18 protein-coding genes are annotated in these 21,686 nt (G+C 66.4%); 7 read left to right on the top strand and 11 right to left on the bottom strand.

All coding sequences use genetic code 11. The annotated features are described in order from the left end of the window. Window positions 1–90: 90 nt before the first annotated feature. From AN401_RS17735 to dctP, 3 genes are all read right to left on the bottom strand, one after another. Complete coding sequence (locus AN401_RS17735) at window positions 91–1,410, bottom strand: TRAP transporter large permease (protein WP_096780088.1); 1,320 nt, start codon at window positions 1,408–1,410, stop codon at window positions 91–93. Next, entirely contained in the window at window positions 1,410–1,973 is a 564-nt protein-coding gene (locus AN401_RS17730; RefSeq protein ID WP_096780087.1) for a TRAP transporter small permease, read from the bottom strand. Before AN401_RS17730 ends, AN401_RS17735 begins: the two co-directional genes overlap by 1 nt. Window positions 1,974–2,130: 157 nt before the next feature. Beyond that, on the bottom strand, window positions 2,131–3,147 hold the full coding sequence (gene dctP / locus AN401_RS17725) for a TRAP transporter substrate-binding protein DctP (protein ID WP_094039064.1): 1,017 nt from the start codon (window positions 3,145–3,147) through the stop codon (window positions 2,131–2,133). Window positions 3,148–3,552: 405 nt separating this feature from the next. On the opposite strand from dctP, the gene AN401_RS17715 reads away from it, so the two are divergent. Continuing rightward, on the top strand, window positions 3,553–4,353 hold the full coding sequence (locus AN401_RS17715; protein WP_142995585.1) for a helix-turn-helix domain-containing protein: 801 nt from the start codon (window positions 3,553–3,555) through the stop codon (window positions 4,351–4,353). Between the two features lie 74 nt (window positions 4,354–4,427). On the opposite strand, the gene AN401_RS17710 is transcribed toward AN401_RS17715, so the two are convergent. Then, entirely contained in the window at window positions 4,428–5,891 is a 1,464-nt protein-coding gene (locus AN401_RS17710; RefSeq protein WP_232513344.1) for a DUF3360 family protein, read from the bottom strand. Between the two features lie 149 nt (window positions 5,892–6,040). Then, entirely contained in the window at window positions 6,041–6,943 is a 903-nt protein-coding gene (locus AN401_RS17705; RefSeq protein WP_094039060.1) for a LysR family transcriptional regulator, read from the bottom strand. A gap of 158 nt (window positions 6,944–7,101) precedes the next feature. Here AN401_RS17705 and AN401_RS17700 point away from each other — a divergent pair, with 158 nt between their 5' ends. From AN401_RS17700 to AN401_RS17690, 3 genes are read left to right on the top strand one after another with little or no spacing between them, the layout of a single operon-like run. Continuing rightward, window positions 7,102–7,308 (top strand): hypothetical protein, encoded by a 207-nt coding sequence (locus AN401_RS17700; protein ID WP_094039059.1) that lies wholly within the window; start codon window positions 7,102–7,104, stop codon window positions 7,306–7,308. Then, a complete protein-coding gene (locus AN401_RS17695; protein WP_096780085.1) occupies window positions 7,301–8,758 on the top strand; it encodes a sodium:solute symporter family protein in 1,458 nt (485 codons plus the stop codon). The genes AN401_RS17700 and AN401_RS17695 overlap by 8 nt, the downstream gene beginning before the upstream one ends. Window positions 8,759–8,767: 9 nt before the next feature. Further along, window positions 8,768–10,039: an amidohydrolase gene (locus tag AN401_RS17690; RefSeq protein WP_096780084.1), complete on the top strand. Its 1,272-nt coding sequence runs from the start codon at window positions 8,768–8,770 to the stop codon at window positions 10,037–10,039. Between the two features lie 37 nt (window positions 10,040–10,076). Here the strand turns inward: AN401_RS17690 and AN401_RS17685 are convergent, their stop codons facing one another. The 3 genes from AN401_RS17685 to AN401_RS17675 all read right to left on the bottom strand — a co-directional run bounded on the left by AN401_RS17685 (window position 10,077) and on the right by AN401_RS17675 (window position 14,057). Beyond that, complete coding sequence (locus AN401_RS17685; RefSeq protein WP_096780083.1) at window positions 10,077–10,943, bottom strand: MBL fold metallo-hydrolase; 867 nt, start codon at window positions 10,941–10,943, stop codon at window positions 10,077–10,079. Between the two features lie 39 nt (window positions 10,944–10,982). Beyond that, window positions 10,983–12,338: a solute carrier family 23 protein gene (locus AN401_RS17680; RefSeq protein WP_096780082.1), complete on the bottom strand. Its 1,356-nt coding sequence runs from the start codon at window positions 12,336–12,338 to the stop codon at window positions 10,983–10,985. Between the two features lie 99 nt (window positions 12,339–12,437). Then, window positions 12,438–14,057 (bottom strand): acyl-CoA synthetase, encoded by a 1,620-nt coding sequence (locus AN401_RS17675; RefSeq protein ID WP_096780081.1) that lies wholly within the window; start codon window positions 14,055–14,057, stop codon window positions 12,438–12,440. A gap of 149 nt (window positions 14,058–14,206) precedes the next feature. On the opposite strand from AN401_RS17675, the gene AN401_RS17670 reads away from it, so the two are divergent. Together AN401_RS17670 and AN401_RS17665 are read left to right on the top strand one after the other, a co-directional pair. Beyond that, window positions 14,207–16,516, top strand: a complete 2,310-nt coding sequence (locus AN401_RS17670) for a PAS domain-containing sensor histidine kinase (RefSeq protein WP_096780404.1) — start codon at window positions 14,207–14,209, stop codon at window positions 16,514–16,516. Continuing rightward, window positions 16,513–17,163, top strand: a complete 651-nt coding sequence (locus AN401_RS17665) for a response regulator transcription factor (protein ID WP_096780080.1) — start codon at window positions 16,513–16,515, stop codon at window positions 17,161–17,163. Before AN401_RS17670 ends, AN401_RS17665 begins: the two co-directional genes overlap by 4 nt. Before the next feature lie 11 nt (window positions 17,164–17,174). Here AN401_RS17665 and AN401_RS17660 read toward each other — a convergent pair whose 3' ends face one another. Beyond that, entirely contained in the window at window positions 17,175–17,384 is a 210-nt protein-coding gene (locus AN401_RS17660) for a tautomerase family protein (protein ID WP_096780079.1), read from the bottom strand. Then, the gene (locus AN401_RS17655; protein ID WP_157772325.1) at window positions 17,315–18,571 is read right to left on the bottom strand and encodes a YbfB/YjiJ family MFS transporter; all 1,257 of its coding nucleotides are present in this window, start codon (window positions 18,569–18,571) and stop codon (window positions 17,315–17,317) included. Before AN401_RS17655 ends, AN401_RS17660 begins: the two co-directional genes overlap by 70 nt. Before the next feature lie 109 nt (window positions 18,572–18,680). Here AN401_RS17655 and AN401_RS17650 point away from each other — a divergent pair, with 109 nt between their 5' ends. Next, window positions 18,681–19,538, top strand: coding sequence for a LysR family transcriptional regulator (locus AN401_RS17650; protein WP_157772323.1), 858 nt, complete (start codon window positions 18,681–18,683; stop codon window positions 19,536–19,538). 32 nt (window positions 19,539–19,570) lie between these two features. On the opposite strand, the gene AN401_RS17645 is transcribed toward AN401_RS17650, so the two are convergent. Beyond that, complete coding sequence (locus AN401_RS17645) at window positions 19,571–21,532, bottom strand: methyl-accepting chemotaxis protein (RefSeq protein ID WP_096780076.1); 1,962 nt, start codon at window positions 21,530–21,532, stop codon at window positions 19,571–19,573. Window positions 21,533–21,686 lie beyond the last annotated feature (154 nt).

Genomic DNA, 21,686 nt, shown 5'->3' with positions numbered 1-21,686 from the left:
TGCGTACCTCTGTGACTGTGATGAAGGCTTCGTTAATGTTTGATCGTGCGTCGGCGGCGGTGGTTTCGTGTTCCCCGCTACCCGCGCGGGTTATCGCCCCATCGGCTGGTAGCCCAGGATCACCTCGGGCAGCAGCAGCGACAGCGACGGGATAAAGGTGGTCAGCAAGAGCACCGGCAGATAGCCGAACAGGATGAACGCCATGGTGTATCCGATCATCCGGGGCAGGGTGGTGTTGCCGATCAGCCCGGAAAAATAGAGGATGGGCGCCGTGGGCGGGGTGATCAGGCCCATCCCCAGGTTGACGCCGACAATGGCGCCGAAATGCACCGGATCCATGCCCAGGCTGACGGCAACCGGCAGCAGCATGGGGGAGGCCAGCAGGACGCCGCTGATGTCGTCCAGGAACATGCCGATCAGCAGCAGGAACAGGTTGATGAGCAGCAGCAGCAGTATCTTGTTGTCGCTGAGGCCCAGAATGAACTCCATCACGGTCTGCGGTACGTTGCCCATGGTCCAGACCCGCGCCAGCATCGACGAAAAGAACACCAGTATCATCAATACCGCCGCTATCTGGCCGGTCTTCCAGGCCACGTCGGCAAGGGAGCGGAAGCTCAGTCCCCGGTAGATGAACACGGCGACGGGAATGGCGTAGATCACGGCAATGGCGGCGGCTTCGGTGGGGGTGGTGATGCCGCCGTAGATGCAGCCCAGAATGACGATGGGCATGGCCAGCCCGAAGGCGGCGCGCTTGGTCTTGAGCCAGACATCGGTGCCCGTCTCCCGCAGCGAACGGCGAGGGGGCTCGACCACCGCCATGTTCCGGGTCAGCACCAGGTTCAGCAGGGTGAAGCTGCCGATCAGCAGCAGGGCCGGCAGCACCGGGGCCAGGAACATGGCGGTGATCGAGGTGTTGGTCACCCAGCCGTAGAGGATCATCGAGGAGCTGGGCGGGATCAGCAACGCCAGCACGGAAGAGGCCGCCACCAGGGTGGTGGCGTAGCCCCGGTCATAACCGCGCTCGACCATCTTGGGGATCATGATGGATCCGATGGAGGCGACCGCCGCGGTGGACATGCCGGAGATGGCGCCAAAGATGGCGGTGGAAAACACCACCACTATGCCGAGCCCGCCCTTGACCCGGGCGATCAGGCTTTCGGCCAGATCGATCAGGCGGCCGGCGATGCCGCCCTGGGTCATCAACCCGCCGGCGAAGATGTAGAGGGGAATGGCCAGCAGGATCAGCGATGACAGCTTGGTAAAGCCCGACGACACCAGGAAGTTGGCGTTGTGAAAGTCACCCGTCGCAAACAGGAACAGGGCGGCGGCCGCAAAGCACAGGGGAGCGGGCACACCCAGCAGCAGCAGGCCGACGAGGATGATGGCATCAATCAGAATATCGATATTCATCAGGATCTTCCTTCCGCCTTGCGGGCGGTGTCGTTATCGTCGCGTTCCGCCAGGGAATGATAAGGGCGGCCCGCGACCAGGCAGTGGAGCCTGCCGACCAGCTCGATAAGGGTGTACAGAAACATGAGCCCCGCTCCCGCCAGCATGGCGGCATGCACGTAGTAGAGCGGTATTCTCAGCTCCGGCGACTTGGGCACCCGGGCCAGGCTCCACTGGAAATAGCCGAGGCAAAGCCAGCAGACCCAGCCGATGATGGCCAGTGAAAGCAGCGAGACCAGGGCCTGGAGGGCCGCCTTCGCCGCCGGGGAGGACAGGGCGATGTCCATGACGCCGGCCGAGATATGGTTGCCGCGATAAACACCATAGCCGGAGCCGATGAAATAGAGCCAGACCGCCAGGTAGACCGCGATCTCTTCCACCCCATAGAGGGGCAGATCCAGGAAGTAGCGAATAAACACCTGAACGAAAATCAGGGCGGAAAAGGCGATGGTGGTCAGTCCCATCACCAGGCGCTGCAGCCACAACAGCTTGTTATGCAGCAGGGATAAAACGGTCGTGTCCATGACGATCCCCTGTGTCGGGGCCCTTCCGGCCGCCGAAGGGCGGGGAAGGGCAGGAAGGGCGGGTCTTATGCCAAAGTGGGCATGGCGGTGGTGCCGGCGGGGATGGCCCCACTCGGGTAGGGCCCTGTCACCGGATGCCGGCCACTGGCCGGAGGGACTACCTGATGCCCAGGCTGAGCTTCAGGCGGGCCATGTTGATAGCGCCTATTTCATCCTCTATCTTCGGCCAGACATCGGCACGCACCACCCGGGCCACGGACTCGAGTTCGGACTTGTCCAGCTCCACCACCTCAATCCCCTTGTCGCGCATCTGCTGCAGGAATTTCTCGTGCTCCTGCTCGGCCGTGGCGAAGCGCTCGGCGGACAGCTCGGTGGCGGCCCGGCGGATGGCCTGCTGCTGCTCCCGGGAGAGGCTGTCGAAACGGCCCTTGTTCACCGCCAGGAAAGACACCTCGAAGTGGTCGTTGTTCTGCACCCACATCTTGGCGATGTCGGCGAAGTTGTTCATGACCAGCTCGGGCGTCGCCCCGATGGCGCCATCCACCACCCCGGTCTGCATGGCGGTATAAAGATCCGACCAGGGGATGGGGGCGGTCTGATAGCCCAGGCGCTTGAGCAGCTCCTGGTGGGTGGTGCCACCCGGCCAGACCCGGATCTTGAGGCCCTGGCTGGCGTTCGGATCCCGGGGGGCGGGCGCCGGCCTGGTATAGACGATGCCGCCCATGCCTGAGACAAAGGCGCCCAGTATCTTGATGTCCTGCTCGGCCAGGGCCTCGTTGATGATTTCATGGACGACGCCGCCTTCCGAGAAGGCATCCCGGCCGGATTCGAAGTCGAGGGCCGCGTAGGGGAACCATTGCAGGGCGAGCACTTCGTTGAAGCTGTTGGACAAAGGCTGCAGGGCGAGATCGATGGTGCCTTCCATCACCTGTTCGTGCACCTCGACCCAGTCGCCGAGCTGGCTGGAGGGATAGACCTTGATGTCGATGCTGTCCTGGCTGTACTGCCTGACCCGCGCCGAGAAGGCATTGGCGAACGCCACCACGGTGGAGGTGGGGGGCTCGATCGCCGACAGCCGCAGGGTCTCGGCGGAGAGGGCGGTAAGGGGGCTCAGCGCCAGGGCGCTGGCCAGGGCGACAGCGGAAAAGGTGGGGATGCGATGCAAGAGTTTCATGGCCGACTTCCTTGTGGTTGGGACGGAGGAGATGGCGCCCCGCAGGCGCCTCCTGGGTATCCATTAGAGCAGGGGCCGCCGTCGGCGAGCAGTTCGCAGCCGGCACAGCCCGGCGCACTTGGTGCGTCATCCCTGGCGCAATCTGTGCGCCCGGTCGGAAAGGTGCCAACCGGGGCCTTCCGCAAATGGCATGGGAGCCGTCCCGGTGGCACAATTGGCCACAGCCATGGCCGCCCTGCCGGGCGGCCAAGTCCTTGGAGAGACGACGATGATCAGGGGAAAGCGAAGAAGGAAGCCGGCTGCGGCCGCACCTTTCGGGAGCAGAATGCAGGCCGGGAAGCAAGGTGATGGCTTCCGGGGCGGGAGGAAAAGCATGATGTGCCTGGAAGGCAGGGAGTGAGCCGGGTGGATTTTACGGACAACCTGAAGCTGCTCTGCGGCCACTACCCGTCGATGGCCCAGGTATGCCAGAAAATGGGCATCAACCGGACCCAGTTCAACAAGTACCTGAGCGGCAAGGTGCATCCCTCCAAGGCGAACCTGCGCCTGATCTGCGACTTTTTCGGGGTGGAGGAGTTCGAGATCCTGATGCCCCATGAGCAGTTCACCAAGCAGGTGATCGCGGCTCGCGCCGGGAATGCTCCCCAGGACGGCTACTCCCGGAAAATGGCCGAGCTGCGCAGTCGGTCCCGGCCGAGCCTGGAGCGCTACCTGGGCTGGTATCACGAATACTACTATTCCCTGGGCTACCCGGGACGGATTTTCCGCTCGCTGATCCAGCTCAGCACCAGCAAACAGGGCATCGCCTACACCAGGTACGAACGGCTGATCGGCGCGGGGGCGCGCGGCGAAAAAGTGACCCACTGCCGTTACCATGGCATCGCCGTCAACCTGTGCGACCGTATCTTCCTGATGGACTACGAGGCGCTGACGGAAAACGAAATCACCCAGACGGTGCTGTTCCCCTCCTACAAGAGCCAGCTCAGGCACCTGCTCGGCGTGAAAATCGGCGTGTCGTCCAAGAGCCATCGCACCCCGGCCTGTACCCGGGTGCTCTATGACTACCTGGGCGACAGCATCGATTTCAAGAAGCAGTTCAGGGTGTGCGGCCTGTATGAGGAAGCCGAGGTCGACGGCCGTATCCGGGCCGCCATCGACAACCGGCGAGCTGTAGACGAGCCGCTGTTTCTCGCCATCGGCGAGTAGGGCCTTTGCGGCGGCGAATCAAAAAAAACCGGGGCTGGGCCCCGGTTGGAAACGTGAACTTCACTTGAGGTCTTTCAGGAGATCTTCATCAGCGCCGGTATGCCGGGCAGCATGCCCACCATGGCCATGATCACCAGCAGCACCGCGAAGGTGATGCCGGGGATCACCCAGCGGTCCATCAGGCGCAGCTTCTTGCCGCGCTCCTTGTCACCGATAAGTCCCAGGTTGTCGAGCAGCATGGTCATGGACCAGCCGAACACCGGGTTGACGAAGGCGGAGGCGAACACCACTATGCCGGCGGACTGGCTGCTGGTGGTGTTGCGGGTCATCTGCATGCCGGCTTCCAGCAAAGGCATGAAGACACCGACGAGCAGCGCCACCCGCAGCACCGGATCCCACACCGCCAGATCCATGGGGTAGCCCCAGAGGGCGGCGACCACGCAGAACAGGCCGGTGAGCACGGCGCCGGCGGGGATGGGGCGCTTGGCGATGGCGGCGGGGATCATGTAGGTGCCCCAGGAGGAGGCCAGGTTGCCGCCGCCGAGCAGGCTGCCCACCGCCTGGCGTACCGAGGCCACGCCCATGGTGTCGTCCACGTTCATCAGCACCTTGTCGGCCTTCTTCGGGTAGTTCAGCTCCTGGAACACCCGGTGGCCCATAAAGTCCGGCGACCACATGGCCACCGCCAGCACCGCGAAGGGGATCACGCTCACAAAGTGGTGCAGCTCGGGCCAGCCCATCTGCCAGCCGGTGCTTTCGCCCCACCAGTAGCCCGGGCTCAGGTGGGGGATGCCCGGCTCGGTCACGAACTCGAAGGGCGCACCCAGGACGATGGCGATCAGGAAGGCCAGGCCGGAGCCGAGCGGGATCGACAGCCAGCGCATTTCCAGCCGGGCCAGCAGGGCGTACATGATGATGGTGGCGAGGATCACCGCAAAGGCGATATGGCCCATGTCGATGCCCGTGGCCCAGGCGTTGAGCGCCTTGATCTGGCTGAGCAGGCCCATGGCGCCCAGGTAGATCAGCAGGCCGCCGCGCACCCCGTCGCTGGTAAGCGCCATCAGCTTGCTGCCGCCCTTGCTGATGCTGAGCAGCAGGCCGAACAGGCCCACCATCAGCCCCAATGCCAGGGGGTGACCGCCGGAGGCGACGATCAGCGGGATCAGCGGGATCATGGGGCCGTGGGTGCCGGCCAGGTTGGCGTTGGGGTTGATCAGCCCCGAGAACAGGATCACGAACAGCAGGGCGGCGATCAGCATCTCGAAGCGGACGTTTTCCACCACGAAGTCGTTGCCGAGGCCGAGCGGGCCGGCGAAGGCGGCCACCACGGCGGCCACCATCACTATCTTGCCGATGGTCGCGGCCAGGGCCGGCACCAGATCTTCCAGTTCGAAGCTGTAGTCGCGAAACGGCAGGTTGATGCGCCAGCGGCGGGGGGCCATGATCGACAGCTCGTGCTCCAGGTAGGCGGCGCGGCTGTCGAACTCGCGCCGGGGCTTGCGCAAATCGCGGTAACGGGGGGATTGGGCCTCTGACACGGGACTCTCCTTGATGATGCTCATCACTATGGTGTCATGTTGGCGCCCATGGTATGGCCTGTTACCGCTTTGTGCCATGCGACCTAAGTCTTAACAAAATGCCATTTCGTGAAATATTTCTTTAACAGTGAACGGGCTTGCCCAGGCCCTCAGCCGTCGGCGGGGGCAGGGCTGCCCTGCACGATATGGATGAAATTCTGCAGGGCCGGGGAGTGGTTGTGGCGGTTCCAGGCGAAGTGGATCGACATGTCGCACTCCCGCAGCTCGGCCATGTCGATAAAGTGCACCCCGGGCGGCGAGCTCCAGCGGCAGTCGCCGGGCACGATGGAAATGCCCAGGCCGGCGGCGACCAGGCTGAGGATGGTGATGTTGTCGGCCCCCTGCTGCACCACCCGGGGCACCAGGCCGAGCCGGGTGAAGTAGGCGCTCAGCCGATCGTAATAGAGGGGGGAGGTATGGCGGGGGCCCCAGACGAAGTCGAACTCGTTCAGCGCCCGCACCCGGGCGGGCGGCGAGGCCACCAGCGGGGAGCCGGCGGGCACCGCCAGCACCAGGTGATCCCGGTGGAACAGATGGCTCTGCAGGAAGTCGGGAACCCTGTCCTCCAGATACAGGAAACCCGCGTCTATGCTGCCCTCCTTCAGCCTCTCGCCCTGGGGCCCCGAGAGCAGCGGATAGACTTCCAGCGCCACCTGGGGGTAGTCGTCCCGGAAGCGGGCCAGCAGCCGCCGGATATCCGGCACCCACAGGTGGGACACCGTCACCCCCAGGGTGACCTTGCCGGTCAGACCCTGGCCCAGGGCGCGGATGCGCGCCATCACCTGCTCCCGGTTTTCCAGCATCTTGCCGGCTTCTTCGTAGAGCGCCTGGCCGGCCACGGTCAGCGTCATGCCCCGGGTATGGCGCTCGAACAGGCTGACCTGCAGTTTTTCTTCCAGGGCGTGGATCTGGCGGGTCAGGGCCGGCTGGGCGATGTGCACCCGGCGGCTGGCCGCCGACAGGGAGCCTTCCTCCACCACGGCGACGAAATAATGCAACTGGCGAAAATCCATCTCAACATTCCGGTGGTTTCACACCGGTCTCCATACCTTAATGGCATTGCGGGTATAGATATTTACTATTTTTTATATTGCTGTAACAAGTCCTATCTTGATTATTAACACTTGCCCTGTCGGCGAGTCGAGGAAAGCCATTGCGAAGGAGATGCTTTATGAATACCAACCGCTGGATAGGGCTGCACTTTGTGCTTTGCACCCTGGCCATGATCTGGCCCGGGGCCCTGATCGCCAACCGGGTGGAGCCCATGATACTGGGCCTGCCGTTCCTGTTCTTCTGGTACATCCTGTGGATGTTCCTGCTGTTCGCCGGCCTGCTGGCCGCCTTTATCAAGCAGTATGGAGGCCAGCGCCATGTCTGACGCCGTCATCGTTACCGGCATTACCCTGTCCTACCTGCTGCTGGTGCTGTGGGTGGGGGTGCGCGCCCGCGGCAAGGGCACCGGCTCCAGCCTGGAGCAGTACGTGGCCGGCGGCCGCCACGTGGGAGTGCTGATCCTGTTCTTTATCCTGGGGGCGGAAATCTTTTCCGCCTTCGCCTTTCTCGGCACCCCGGGCTGGGCCTACAAACACGGCGCCCCCGCCCTCTACATCCTGGCTTACCTGAGTCTTATCCCCATCATCATCTGGGTGATGGGGCCGCGGGTGCGCGAGCTGGGCAAGGCCCACGGCTACCTGACCCAGGCCGACCTGATCGCCCATCACTATCGCAGCCCGGGCCTGGGCGCCTTCGCCGGCATCATCAGCGTGGTCGCGCTGATCCCCTACCTGGCCATCCAGATCGCCGGCGCCGGCCTGCTGTTCCAGGCGGCCACCGGCGGCCTGGTGCCCTTCTGGCTGGGGGCGCTGCTCGCCTTCCTGGTGGTGGCGGCCTATGTGTACTGCAGCGGCCTGGGCGGCATCGGCTGGACCAACCTGCTGCAGGGGGTGATGATGGTGGCCATCGCCTGGTTCCTCGGCTGGGCGGTGACCGACCGCCTGTTCGGCGGCGTGGGTCCCATGTTCGAGCAGATCCAGCTGCAGATGCCCGAGTACCTGGTGATGCCGGGCGCCACCGGGGTCATGGGCTGGGGCGCCTTCAGCACCGCCATACTGGTCAGCGCCTTCGGCGGCGCCATGTGGCCGCACCTGTTCATGAAGTTCTACACCGCCGAAAACGACCGTACCCTGCGCCAGGTGGCCGTGTTCTACCCGCTGTTCGCCTACCTGCTGGTGCCCCTGCTGCTGATCGGCTTCGCCGGCATCCTGGTGTTCGCCGATCAGCCCCTGGCCCGGCCCGACGAGGTGCTGCTCAAGCTGGTGATGGACGTGGCCGGCTTCTCGCCCTGGGTGACCGGCATCATGCTGTCCGGCGCCCTGGCGGCGGCCATGTCCACCGGCGCCAACCTGGCCCATACCGCCGCCACCATAGCGGTGCGCGACATCCTCTGCATCTCGGTGATGCGCAAGGCGTCCGAACGGGCCGTGGTGCGGGCCATCCAGCTGGGGGTGCTGGTGGTGTCGCTGCTCGGCTACCTGTTCGCGCTCTACAACCCGGCGTCGCTGGTGGCGGTGCTGCTGGGCGCCTTCGGCATCATAGTGCAGCTGATGCCCATGGTGGTCGGCGCCCTCTTCCTGCCCGCCCTCACCAAACAGGCGGTGATCGCCGGCACCCTGCTGGGCAGCGGCCTGACCCTGCTGTACCAGTTCTACCTGCCGTCGCCGCTGCAGTTCCATCCCGGCTTCTGGGGCTTTTTGCTCAACCTGCTGGTGGTGGCCCTGTGGCAATGGCTGTTCAACAACAAGACCGACGCCGTGGCGTCCAAGGTATAAGGAAACCCCATGCAGATACATGAGCTGATCAAGGGCGCCCTGGCCCGTGTCTACGACGATATCGACCACCTCTACCAGGACCTGCACCGGCATCCGGAGCTGCCGTTCGAAGAGGTCGAGACCGGCCGCAAGCTGGCCGCCCGGCTGGACGCCATCGGCTATGAGGTGACCACCGGCCTCGGCAAGACCGGGGTGGTGGGCCTGCTGCAAAACGGCGAGGGGCCCTGCGTGATGCTGCGCGGCGACATGGACGCCCTGCCCATCCGCGAGCAGACCGGGCTCGATTACGCCAGCTGCCGCCACGGCGGGGAGGGGCCGGCGGTGATGCACGCCTGCGGCCACGACCTGCACGCCAGCTGCCTGACCGGCGCCGCCGCCGTGCTCCATGCCCTGCGCGAGCACTGGCGGGGCACCCTGATGGTGGTGCACCAGCCGGCGGAGGAGGTGTTCGGCGGTGCCCGCGCCATGCTCAGGGACGGCCTCTACGAGCGCATCGCCCGGCCCGACGTCATCTTGGGCCAGCACAACATGCCGGCGCTGGCCGGCATGGTGGGCCACATCGCCGGCCGGGCCATGGCCGCGGCCACCACCCTGGGGGTGACCATCCACGGCAACGGCGGCCACGGCTCCATGCCGGCCCAGGCGGTGGACCCGGTGGTGATCGCCGCCCACGCCGTGGTACGGCTGCAGACCATCGTCTCCCGGGAAGTGGAGCCCAGCGAGCAGGTGGTGGTGACGGTGGGCAAGCTGCAGGCGGGCACCCAGGGCAACATCATCCCCCACAGCGCCGAGCTGGAGATCAACGTGCGCTGCTTCAGCGACACGCTGCTGCAACAGGTGCTGGATGCTATCCGGCGCATCATCGACGCCGAGTGCCTGGCGGGGCGCTCGCCGAAGCCGGCGGAATACCGGGTGCTGAGCGAAACCATCACCCTGGACAACGACGCCGCCACCGTGGAACGGCTGCGCCGGGCCCACGGCGACTACTTCGGCGAGCAACGGCTGTTCGAGATGGGGCGGCTCGGCGGCAGCGAGGACTTCCCCTACTTCGGCAACGCCGCCGCCGGCGGCTTCGAGGGCGGGGACATCCCCTACGCCTACTGGTTTATCGGCGCCGCCACCGCCGAGAGCTGGGCCGGCACCCGCGGCGAGCGGGTCTATGATCGCATGCGCCAGCTGCCCATGCCCCACTCGCCCTACTACGCGCCCGACCGCCAGCCCTCCCTGGAAACCGGCATCGCCGCCCTGGTCACCGGCGCCCTGGCGTTTCTGGAACGGTAGCGGCGGCAGGGCTTTCTGCCACCCTTGCGGCGGGCTTTCAGGCGGCCTGCCGTCTGGCCTCGGCGCGGGTCTCGCTCAGGATAAAGCGGCCCCGCTCGTCCCGGCCGACCCGGCCCAGGGCGATGTCCGGATCGTGGGTCAGCACGATGCGGCCGCCCCGTTCGACCAGGTCGGCCAGCAGTTGCTCCTTCTCCTCGATCAGCCCTTCCGGGAAGCGGTCGTAGCCCATGGTGATCGGCAGGTGCACCCAGGGGGCGCCGGGAATGAGATCGCCGGCGAACACCACCGGGCCCCCGGGCATGGCGAATTCCGGCAGCAGCTGGCCCGGGGTGTGGCCGTCGCTGACATGAAAGCGCCAGCCGGGGCCGAGCAGGGGCGGGCCGTCCCCTTCGTCCAGCAGCAGCAACCGTCCGCTGTCTTCCAGCCGCGCCACGAGCTCGGGAATAAAGGAAGCCCGGTCGCGGGCATGGGGCTTTTGGGCTCGCTGCCAGTGACGCCGGCCGGTGATAAAGCGGGCCCGGGGGAACAGCAGCTGGCAGGGGGCGTCCGGGCGCCAGGCCGAGAGCAGGCCGCCGGCGTGGTCGAAATGCAGGTGGGTGAGGATGACGATGTCGATGTCGTCATGGCCGAGGCCGACGGCGGCCAGGCTGTCGAGCAGCACATGGTGCTCTTCCTGCACCCCGAAGCGGCTTTTCAGCTCGGGCGAGAAGAAGGCGCCGATGCCGGTTTCGATCAGTATGTTGCGGCCCGGTTCCTGCACCAGCAGGGCCCGGCAGCCGAGGCGGATGCGGTTGTGTTCGTCCGCCGGCATCCAGCGGTTCCACAGGGCCTTGGGGGCGTTGCCGAACATGGCGCCGCCATCCAGTTTCTGGCTGTTGCCGGCCAGGGTGGTAAAGGTTCTCATGGGTGCTCCTTGAAAGGGGCCCGACGGGCCCCGCCTGACTCAGCCATTGTCCGGCGACTTGGTGCTGAAGCGCAGCAGATGGGTGCGCTCCACCAGGATGTAGAGGATGACCCCGGTGGCCAGGCCCCAGCTGGCGCCGTACACCGCCAGCACCACGCCCATGGTGCCGGCGATGCCCCGCTCGGTGTTGTTGTTGAGCTGCTCGAAGCCCACCATCAGGCAGATGTAGCCGGTGAGGATCAGGGTCAGCGACAGGGCGATGGGCAGCACCGGCTGGAAAAAGCTGACCAGGGGCAGCATGAACAGGGCGAGGAAACCGGTGATCCAGAAGGTGCCGGCCCCGCTGTAGATGGACTCCATGGCCTCGCGGCCGTGCTTGTAGCGCTCCGCCATGGTGGCGGCGACGGCGGTCCACAGGGGGCCGGCCAGGCCCGGGTAGGGGGCGAAGCAGGCGTGCAGGGCGTTGCGGATGGCGGTGACCAGGTGCACCCGGTCGATGTTGTTTTCGATCAACTCGTCGGTGCGCAGCTCGTCGGCCCGCTGCATCAGCGACTGGCCGACGATGATGTCGCCGAAGGCGATGATGTAGGCGATCACCGCGGTAGGCACCGCCAGCATAAAGACCCGGGGCTCGGGAAAGCCGACGCTGAACGGCAGATACTGCCACATGGCGGCGAAGTCGGGCTGGGTGATGCCCCACCTGACGTCGGGCATGGAGTATTCGCCCACGGCGATGCCCACCAGTATGGCGATGATCATGCCCGGCACCATGCCGTAGTTGACGATCTTGCGGGCCATGGGCACCCGCTCCAGCAGCCCCTTGAAGGACACCGAGAACATCAGGTACAGGCAGATCAGGCTGCCCAGCACCAGGGAGATGGGGGTGTTGGCCAGGCGGCCGCCGCTGGAGATCTCGCCCATCAGGGCGGCGATGCCGGCGCCGATGATGATGCCGCCCTTGAGCGAGTTGGGCACCAGCCGCACCATCACCGAGCCCAGCCGGGTCAGGCCCAGCACCAGGAAGATCAGGAACACCAGCAGCTGCAGCGCGAACAGCGCCTGGATGGCGGCCGGCCCCGGCTCGAAGTCACCGAGGAACAGCAGCACCACCGGAATGCCGGGGGTGATCCAGCCGGGCACGAAGGGCACCCCGAGCAGGGCCGGCAGCATAAAGCCGATGCCGCACACCACCACATAGGCCAGGGCCACCTCGTAGGGCAGGCCCAGGTATTTTTCCAGCAGCGGGATCATGGCCAGGCTGACCACGAACATGATCAGCGCCTGCATCATCTCCGCTGTTTCCCAGCGGTAATGCACGAAAGGCAGGCGGATCTTGAACGGGCCGAGCGGCCAGTGGGGCTGTTCGGCCCCGTGTTGACGTTTGAATACTTGCATGGTTCCCTCCAGCGCACACCACAGGTGTGCGGATCATGGCGTTGAGTGATCAAAGGGGTGCGACGGCTCCCTGCACCCGGCTTGTCTTCGGCGGCGCGGTCAGAGCTCCCTGGCCCAGTCGCGCAGCACGTATTTCTGCACCTTGCCGGTCGAGGTCTTGGGCAGGTTGGTGAACACCACCGTCTTCGGCACCTTGAAGCCGGCCAGGTGCTGGCGGCAATAGCCGATGATGTCGTTTTCGCTGGCGTACTCGCCGCTTTTCAGGGTCACGAAGGCGCAGGGCGTTTCGCCCCATTTCTCGTCCGGCCGGGCCACCACCGACACTTCCAGCACCGCCGGGTGTTTGTAGAGCACGTCTTCCACTTCGATGGTGGAGATGTTCTCGCCGCCGGAGATGATGATGTCCTTCAGCCTGTCCTTGATCTCGATGTAACCGTTGGGGTGGCACACAGCCAGATCGCCGGTGTGGAACCAGCCCCCTTCGAAGGCCTCGGCGGTGGCGTCCGGGTTTTTCAGGTAGCCCTTCATCACCGTATTGCCGCGCATAAAGATTTCGCCGATGGTCTGGCCGTCCTTGCTGACCGGCGCCAGGGTCTTGGGATCCGCCACCATGACGCCCTCCAGGGTGGGGTAGCGCACCCCCTGGCGGGCCTTGAGCCGGGCCCTTTCCTCCAGGCTGTGCCGGTCCCATTCCCGGTGCCAGGCGCAGACGGTGACCGGGCCATAGACTTCGGTCAGGCCGTAGACGTGGGTGACCCTGATGCCCATTTCCTCGATGGCGCCGATCACCTTGGCGGGCGGCGCCGCCCCCGCCACCATGGCGTGGATCGGGTGGTCGATGGCCGCCTTGGCGGCCTCGGGCATGTTGATCAGGGCGTTGAGGATGATGGGGGCGCCGCATAAATGGCTGACCCCGTGCTCGCGGATCAGGGTGAGGATCTTCTGGGGATCCACCCGGCGCAGGAACACATGGGTGCCGGCCAGGGCGGTCACCGTCCAGGGATAGCACCAGCCGTTGCAGTGGAACATGGGCAGGGTCCACAGGTAGACGGGGTGCTGGCCCATGGCCCAGGTCATCTGGTTGCCCAGGGCGTTGAGGTAGGCGCCCCTGTGGTGATAGACCACTCCCTTGGGGTTGCCGGTGGTGCCCGAGGTGTAGTTGAGGGAAATGGCCTGCCATTCGTCCTCCGGCCACTGCCAGTCGAAGGCCGGATCCCCTTCCGCCAGCAAGGCCTCGTAGTCCAGCTCGCTCACCGGCTCGCCCTCGCCGTATTCCGGGTCGTTGACGTCGACCACCAGCGGCGGCACAGGCAGCAGGGCCAGGGCGTCGCGGATCACCTGGTGGAACTCCCGGTCGGTGATCAGCACCTTGGCCTCGCCGTGGCGCAGCATAAAGGCGATGGCCTCGGCATCCAGGCGCACATTGAGGGTGTTGAGCACGGCGCCGATCATGGGCACGCCGAAGTGGGCTTCCAGCATGGCCGGGATATTGGGCAGCATCACCGCCACGGTGTCGCCCCGGCCTATGCCCCGCCCGGCCAGGGCCGAGCCCAGGCGGCGACAGCGTTGGTAGGTGTCGGCCCAGGTCCGGCGGATGGCGCCGTGGATCACCGCCGGATAATCGGGGTAAACGGCGGCGGTGCGCTCGATAAAGCTCAGCGGCGACAGGGCCAGGTGATTGACGGCGGTGGGGGCCAGGCCGGTTTCAAATATGGACATCGTCTTTCCCTCTTGCGAACGTTGGCTTCTGTATCACTGTTGTTTCATTTAGGTAATCTTTTATTAACATGCGATACTTTATAGCAACGGGATATTGTTTATGGAAATATTCTGTAGTCTTATAGTGTTTTCACTAGATGGTGGCACCCATGATTGAGGAGCAACAGCAGGGCATCCGATTGCAGGCCTGGCTACGGCTGCTGCGGGAAGGAGGTCCGGCGGGGGAAAGCGCCGATGCCCTGTGCCGCTATGTGCGGGCTTGCCCCGGCGTACAGCAGGCCTACTGGCTGGGCTGGCAGGAGCGGGGGCGGATCTATGCCCATGAAGGCCGGGGGCCGGATCTGCCGCCGGGGCAGGGCGATCCGCTGCAGGCCAGCGATCTGGCGCTGTACCGGGCCTTGCAGCGACGGCGCTACCTGAGCCTGGAGCAGGCCAGGGAGCAGCCTTGCTGGCTGGCGGGCCGGCTGCGGCGGGCCGGGCTGGTCCATGGCGGCCTGCTGCCCCTGGCCCAGCCCCGGCCGGGGATACTGCTGGTGGCCATGGCGCCCGGGGCCGACCCGGCCTGGTTGCCCGAGCTGGGGGTGCTGTTGCACAGCCTACTGGCCCAACTGCCCCTGATGGCGGCCAGTAGCCCCCTGCTCAACACCGATCCCCAGGCTGCCATCGAGTTCGAGCCCGACGCCACGCCGCGGGCGCTCAATGCCGCCATGCAACGGCTGCTGGGGGAGCGGCCCCTGACCGAGGTGGCCGCCCTGCTGCCGGTCAACTACCGCCAGCTGGTGTCCGCCTGCCTGGGTCAGGGCCGTGCCATCGGCGAGGTGGAAGCCCAGGTGGGCGAGCGCATCCTGCTGTGGCAGTTCATTCCCGAGCCGGCCGAACGGCGGGTGCTGGCCCGCTGCCGGGACGCGACCGAGGAACTGACCGCCAGCCGCGAGGCGGCGGTGGCCACCCGCCTGTACCGGCTGATCACCGAGAACACCACCGACCTTATCTCCCGCCATACCCCCGACGGCCGCTTCCTCGATGCCTCGCCCGCCTCCTGGGTGCTGCTCGGCTACTGGCCGGAGCAGTTGCGCGGCCAGCCGGTGCAGCCGCTGCTGCACCCGCGGGACAGGGCGCTGCAACTGCGCCGGGCGGGCGAGGCCCTGGCGCGGGACGGCTACCTGACCCTGACCTACCGGGTGCGGCACCGCCAGGGGCATTATCTGTGGTTCGAGACCGCCTGCCGCGCCATCCGGGAGACCTACACCGGCGCCGTGGTGGAGGTGGTGTGCGTGTCCCGGGACATCACCGCCCGGGTGCAGGCGGAAGAGAACAACCGTCGCCTGGCGGAGGTGGTGAAGGCCAACACCGATCTGGTGCTCTTTATCGATCCCGAAGGGCGGCTGACCTCGGTCAACCCCTCGGGCCGGCGGGCGCTGGGGATCGAGGAAGGAGGGGCGCTGCCGGCCCTGGCCGCGCTGATGAGCGGGGAAGACTTCGCCCGCCTGCAGCGGCAGGGCTGGGCGGCGGCCGAGCGGGACGGCGCCTGGACCGCCGAAGCCCGGCTGCTGCCCCTGGGCGGGGGCACCGCCCTGACGGTGTCGCTGGTGTTGCTGGCGCACAAGGGCGCCGGGGGCCAGTACTACTTTTCGCTGGTGGCGCGGGACATGACCGAGCGGGAGCTGCGGGAGGCCCAGCAACGCCGGCACCAGGACGAGCTGGCCCATACCGCCCGGCTGGTCACCCTGGGGGAGCTGGCCTCGGGCATCGCCCACGAGATCAACCAGCCCCTGGCCGCCGTGGTCAATTACGCCGGCGCCAGCCTGCGCTACCTGAACGGCATGGCCGACAATCCCGGTGCCCTGGACAAGGTAGCGGAGGGGTTGCACCGTATTACCGGCCATGCCCGCCATGCCGCCGAGGTGATCAGTCGGCTGCGGGGCTTCCTGCGCAAGGGGCAGCGGCGCATGCAGGCGCTGGACATGGAGGAGGTGGTGCGCGAGGCCATCGACTTCTGCGCCTGGGAGGCGGCCCGGCACAGGATCACCATAGTGCCGCAGCTGGCGCCGGCCCTGCCGGTGGTGTACGGGGATCCGGTGCTGCTGGAGCAGGTGCTGCTCAACCTGCTGCGCAACGCCATAGAGGCAAACCGGGAGCGGCACCCGGATGCCGACTCCCGCATCCGGCTGCGGGTGGAGGCCGAGCCGGAGCGGCTGCTGCTGCGGGTCAGCGATCAGGGGCCGGGGGTGGGGCCCGAGCAGCGGGCGCGGCTGTTCACCCCCTTTTATACCAGCAAGGCGGATGGCCTGGGCTTGGGTTTGTCCATGAGCCGCAGTATCGTAGAGGGCTTTGGCGGCGGCCTGGATCTGGAGCCAAACGGCAGTGAAGGCGCCACCTTCTATTGCTGGCTGCCGCGCCGGCCCGAGGACGGGGCGGGGAATGCCATCGCCGGTGAACAACGGACAGGAGGACAATGATGCCGACCCGGGAGCAAATCGTGTATGTGGTGGACGACGACCAGGGCATGCTGGATTCCACCGTCTGGCTGTTCGAGTCGGTGGGCCTGAAAGCCGAGCCCTTTACCAGCGGCCAGGCCTTTCTCGCCGCCTGCGACGCCGGTGCCAATGCCTGTGTGCTGCTCGATATCCGCATGCCGGGCATGGGTGGCCTGCATGTGCAGGAGGAGATGCGCGCGCGCGGCATAGCGCTGCCGGTGATCTTCGTCAGCGGCCATGCCGACGTGCCCATAGTGGTGCGGGCCTTCCGTGCCGGGGCGGTGGATTTTATCGAAAAACCCTACAACGAGCAGCTGCTGCTCGACAGCGTGCAACAGGCCCTGAGTCGGGGCCGGCAGGAGGCCTGCGACGATGTGGCCAGACAGTTGGTGCGCGCCCGGCTGGCGGAGCTGACCCCACGGGAGCAGGATATCTTCCTGCCCCTGGCACAGGGCTACGGCAACAGGGAGATTGCCGAGCAACTGGGCATCAGCGTCAAGACGGTGGACCTGTACCGCTCACGCATCATGAAGCGGCTGGCGGCGAACAACCTGCCCGAACTGGTGGGCCTGGCCATCGCCGCCGGCCTGGTCGATCCCCTGGATCTGCGCGGCACCTCGCCGGGCTGATCGGCGGCGTGCTATTTCCCCTGCTTTCTGCGCTCGGTGATGGTGGCGCCACCCACGCCGTAGTTGTCGGTGTCGACCTCGTCGATCACCACCACAGTGGTGCCGGGGCCGCGGCCCACCACCTGCACCAGCAGCTCGGTGACGCCGGCGATCAGTTCGGCCTTCTGCTCCCGGGTGATGGGCTCTTGTTCCCGGGTGAGCTTGATGTTGACGTAGGGCATGAGGGTTCTCCTTGGGTGGTTGACAACGGGTATCGGTAGCGGCCCCAGAGCAGGGCCAGGGCGCCGAGCAGCACCGCCAGGGCGCCGCCCAGCAGGGCCTGATCGTAATTGTATTGGTGACTGAGGCTCAGCCCCGCCAGCACCGGGCCGATGATCTGGCCCAGGCCGAAGGCGGCGGTGAGCCCGGCCAGGGTAGCCTGGACCCAGATTGGGGCCAGTTTCCGGCCCAGCGACAGGGTCAGGGCGGTGATGCCCATAAAGGTGCCGCCGAACAGCAGGGCGCCGAGCAGGGCCCCGGCCGGGCCTGGCCAGAGCAGGGGCAGCACTATGCCCAGGGCCTGCGCCAGGTGGGCGGCGACCAGGGTGCCGGCCAGGCCCAGGCGGTGGCCCAGCCCCAGCCAGAGGCCGCAGGAGGGGATGGCCGCCAGCCCCACCAGCAGCCAGCTCAGGTGGCCGAGCCCGGCCAGCGCCGGTTGCTGGTGCAGCATGGCCACCATAAAGGTGCCGGTGATGATGTAGCCCAGCCCCTCGCAGAAATAGGCCAGCAGCAGCCAGGGCAGCAGGCCCTGCCGGAAAGGGGGGCGTCCTGCCACCGGCACGACCGGGGCGGGCGCGGAGGCGGAGGCGCCGGGCAGGCCGAACCAGGGCAGCAGTGCCAGCAGTCCGCCCAGTGCCGCCAGCCCCAGCCAGCCACCCCGCCAGCCGGCCAGGCCGTCCAGCCAGGGCACCGCCAGGGCGCTGAGGGCGATGCCCAGTCCCACGCCGCTGTACAGCCAGCCACTCTTGGCCGCCCGGCCCCGGCGGGCCAGCTCCTCCAGCACCAGCCCCGAGGCCAGCACGAAGGCGGCGGCGCTGCTCCAGCCGGCCAGAAAACGCCACAGCAGCCAGAGCCAGGGGGAGCTGGTCAGGCCCATGGCAGCCACGCAGGCCAGGTTCAGCAGCAGCTGGCGGCGCAGGCGTGGCAGCGGCTGGCTGCCGGGGCGGGCGCCGGCCAGCCAGAGGGCGCCGAGCAGGTAGCCCAGGTAGTTGCCCGAGGCCAGCCAGCCGGCCAGCAGATCCGACAGGGGCTGGTCGGCCTGCATCAGCGGCAGCAGCGGGGTATAGGCGAAGCGGCCTATGCCCATGACGATGGCCAGCAGGGCGATACCGGCGGCCAGGCTCAGGTGCCAGGAGGCGTGGGATGTCACTGTGGTTCCTCGTTCTCGTTCCTGCTTCATCATTGCCCTTGTACGCCATCCAGTCTAATGATTAGTTATGATGCGGCTTTCATAAAAAGTGATGGGTAAGGCGATGGCGATGGATTTGCATGAACTCAGGGTGTTCCTGGCGGTGTGGGAGCAGGGCGGGGTGACGGCGGCGGCCCGTCAGCTGCACTGCGTGCAGTCGAACGTGACCGCCCGGCTGCAGGCGCTGGAGAGCAGCCTGGGCACGCCGCTGTTCTACCGCCGGGCCAGGGGCATGGTGCCGACGCCGGCGGCGGAAAAACTGCAGGGCTATGCCCGGCGCCTGCTGCACCTGGCGGAGCTGGCGCACCAGGCGGTGCAACCGGCGGCGCAGCCGGAAGGCAGCCTGGTGCTGGGTTCGATGGAAACCACGGCGGCCATCCGCCTGCCGCCGGTGCTGGCGGACTTCCACCGGGCCTATCCCGGGGTGGAGATCCGGCTGCACACCGGAACCAGCGCCGAGCTGTGCAGCGGCGTGCTGGAATACCGGCTGGAAGGGGCCCTGGTGGGGGGCGAGCTGGATCACCCTGAGCTGGTGCAGCAGGTGCTGTTCGCCGAGGACATGGTGCTGGTGGCGCCGGAAGGCTGCTGCGGGCTGGAGGACGAGCGTATCCGCGCCCTGCTCGGTTTTCGCCAGGGTTGCTCCTACCAGGCCCGGCTCGACGCCTGGCTGAAGGAGATGGGCCGGTCGCCGCTGCGGCTGATGGAGTTCGGCTCGCTCGAGGCCATCCTCGGCTGCGTGGCCGCCGGCATGGGGGTGAGCCTGATGCCCAGGGCGGTGGTGGAGCACCGGGACTATGGCCGGGGAGTGCGGCAACTGCCGGTGCCGGAGCACCTGGCCCGGGTCAACACCTGCTTTATCCGCCGCCGGGACATGCCGCCCAGCGCGGCGCTGCAGGATCTGCTGGCGCGGCTGGGCGGTGTGGCATAGTCAATATCGGGCCCGGCGCGACACCGGCGCCATCAGGTTCTGAAGCTCGATACCAGTTGCGTCAACTGGCGGCTGAGGCCGGTCTGCTCGCCGTAGGCGCCTTCGACGTCGGTGGACATCTCCTGCAGCCGGTTGGCCGACTCGCTGATCGCCAGGATGTTCCGGTTGATGTCTTCGGTCACCAGTTGCTGCTCTTCGGCGGCGCTGGCGATCTGGGTCGTCATGTCCCGGATCTGCTCGACCGAGGTCTCTATGGCTTCGAACGCCTGCCTCGTCTCATCGGACAGGGCGATGGCGGCGTCGGACTCGCCGAGGCTGCGTTCCATGGTCACGGAAACCGTCCGGGTACGGCTGACCAGCAGGCCGAGGATGTTGTTGATCTCCTCGGTCGACTGTTGGGTGCGGTTGGCCAGGGTCCGGACTTCGTCGGCGACCACCGCGAAGCCGCGGCCCTGCTCTCCGGCGCGGGCCGCCTCTATGGCGGCATTCAGGGCCAGCAGGTTGGTCTGACCGGCGATATCCTGAATGGTGGAGATGATATCGTTGATGTTCCCGGTCTCCTTCTCCAGTTCGAGGATAACGGTGTTCGCCTGGCGGATGCTTTCACCCAGCCGGCCGACGCCGGTGGCGCTGCGGTCGATGATCTCCTTGCCGTCGCGGGTCGCGTCGAGGCTCCGATTAGACACGTCGGCGGTGTCGTTGCAGTTGCGGGCGACCTCGTTGGCGGTCGAGGCCATTTCGGTCACGGCGGTGGCGATCTGCTCCAGGGAGTCGCGTTGGTGCCCGATCGCGTCGGCCATCTGGCTGGCGCTGGCGTTGGTGCGCGCCGAAACCCGGTCCATGCTGGTCGAGGTTTCCTTGATGGCGCTCACCAGGTGCTGGGTCGAGGCCACGAACTGGTTGAACCAGCGCGCCAGCTCGCCGGTTTCGTCCCGGCTGTCGACATCGAGCCGGGTGGTGAGGTCGCCTTCGCCCTCGGCGATGGTTTTCAAACGGCCCTTGACCGCATTGATCGGATTGACGATACGGCCGGCGATCACCAGTCCCAGAACCCCGAACAGCAGCACCAGCACCAGGCTGACGATCAGGGTGGTCCGCGTCAGTTGCTGCGCGCCGGCGTACACTTCGTCGCGCTGCATAAAACCGACGAACTTCCAGCCCAGTCCGGGTGATTGGTAGACATTGGCCATATAGTCGACCCCGTCGATGGAGACTTCGGCCAGGCCGGCTTGCTGCGCCCCGAGCGCCTTGAAGTTTTCGAGTTCGGCCAGGGGCTTGAAGTTGTTGGCCGGATTGCCGCCATCGACCAGGACATTGCCGTTGCCTTCGACGATCATGATAAAGCCGGTCTCGCCGAAACGGATCCGCTGCACCATGTCGGTGAGCGCCTTCAGCGAAACGTCGATCGCCACCACCCCCTCGAAGTCGCCGCGCTCGTCCTGGAAGCCTTTCAGCAGGGAGACATAGACCGAATCGTCACCCTCCCAGTAATAGCCGTCGCGCCGTACCAGCTGGTAGTTGCCGTCGCGACCCAGGTCGAACCAGGGGCGCTTGCGCGGATCCCAGTTGCCGTAGTTGTCGCTGCCGGGCCATTCCAGATAGCCGCCGTGCCGGTCGCCCATATAGACGTACCCCAGGGTCGGGTTGTTGTTGCCGATGGCGCTGAACAGTTCGAACAGCCGCTGCTCGCGGCCGCCGTTGGCCATGGCGACCTCGGCGGGCTTGCGGCCCTCGTTGAAATAGGTGCTGATGGCGCCTTCGTGCGTCTGGCTCAGGATCGGATAGTCCGCCATCATCGACACCACGTGGCCCATGGTGTCGAAGAAGTTGCCGAAGGCCTGATCGACGATGGCGATGTCGAGGCTGCTGGCTTCTGCGAAGCGCTGCTTGGCGTCCAGGTTGACGTTGCGCAGCGTCAGCGCCACGACCACGATCACCGGCAACAGGGTGGTGCAGAGAAAAGCCGCGAGCAGTTTGGTTTTAATGCTGGTCATTGAACTGGACTCCGTAAGTAGAACGGCGGGAGCGGCGGAGCGCCTTCGTGCCCGAGCGGATGTTTTTTAAACAACTATCGTGCCCGAATTTGGGAATGGTTGGGTTCTTTTGGGATCCCGGTGTGCGGCGGAGCGAGAATGACGGGGCAGCCTG

This window comes from Zobellella denitrificans (assembly GCF_002407485.1).
Classification (GTDB): Bacteria; Pseudomonadota; Gammaproteobacteria; order Enterobacterales; family Aeromonadaceae; genus Oceanimonas; species Oceanimonas denitrificans.
Note: the sequence above shows the minus strand (reverse complement) of the source record. Positions and strands in the feature narration are given on the sequence as shown.

What these genes read in the sequence shown, in the direction of transcription:
- AN401_RS17735 (WP_096780088.1), bottom strand. Translation starts at nt 1,410, where the DNA reads ATGAATATCGATATTCTGATTGATGCCATCATCCTCGTCGGCCTGCTG.
- AN401_RS17730 (WP_096780087.1), bottom strand. Translation starts at nt 1,973, where the DNA reads ATGGACACGACCGTTTTATCCCTGCTGCATAACAAGCTGTTGTGGCTG.
- dctP (WP_094039064.1), bottom strand. Translation starts at nt 3,147, where the DNA reads ATGAAACTCTTGCATCGCATCCCCACCTTTTCCGCTGTCGCCCTGGCC.
- AN401_RS17705 (WP_094039060.1), bottom strand. Translation starts at nt 6,943, where the DNA reads ATGGATTTTCGCCAGTTGCATTATTTCGTCGCCGTGGTGGAGGAAGGC.
- AN401_RS17700 (WP_094039059.1), top strand. Translation starts at nt 7,102, where the DNA reads ATGAATACCAACCGCTGGATAGGGCTGCACTTTGTGCTTTGCACCCTG.
- AN401_RS17695 (WP_096780085.1), top strand. Translation starts at nt 7,301, where the DNA reads ATGTCTGACGCCGTCATCGTTACCGGCATTACCCTGTCCTACCTGCTG.
- AN401_RS17690 (WP_096780084.1), top strand. Translation starts at nt 8,768, where the DNA reads ATGCAGATACATGAGCTGATCAAGGGCGCCCTGGCCCGTGTCTACGAC.
- AN401_RS17685 (WP_096780083.1), bottom strand. Translation starts at nt 10,943, where the DNA reads ATGAGAACCTTTACCACCCTGGCCGGCAACAGCCAGAAACTGGATGGC.
- AN401_RS17680 (WP_096780082.1), bottom strand. Translation starts at nt 12,338, where the DNA reads ATGCAAGTATTCAAACGTCAACACGGGGCCGAACAGCCCCACTGGCCG.
- AN401_RS17675 (WP_096780081.1), bottom strand. Translation starts at nt 14,057, where the DNA reads ATGTCCATATTTGAAACCGGCCTGGCCCCCACCGCCGTCAATCACCTG.
- AN401_RS17670 (WP_096780404.1), top strand. Translation starts at nt 14,207, where the DNA reads ATGATTGAGGAGCAACAGCAGGGCATCCGATTGCAGGCCTGGCTACGG.
- AN401_RS17665 (WP_096780080.1), top strand. Translation starts at nt 16,513, where the DNA reads ATGATGCCGACCCGGGAGCAAATCGTGTATGTGGTGGACGACGACCAG.
- AN401_RS17660 (WP_096780079.1), bottom strand. Translation starts at nt 17,384, where the DNA reads ATGCCCTACGTCAACATCAAGCTCACCCGGGAACAAGAGCCCATCACC.
- AN401_RS17650 (WP_157772323.1), top strand. Translation starts at nt 18,681, where the DNA reads ATGGATTTGCATGAACTCAGGGTGTTCCTGGCGGTGTGGGAGCAGGGC.
- AN401_RS17645 (WP_096780076.1), bottom strand. Translation starts at nt 21,532, where the DNA reads ATGACCAGCATTAAAACCAAACTGCTCGCGGCTTTTCTCTGCACCACC.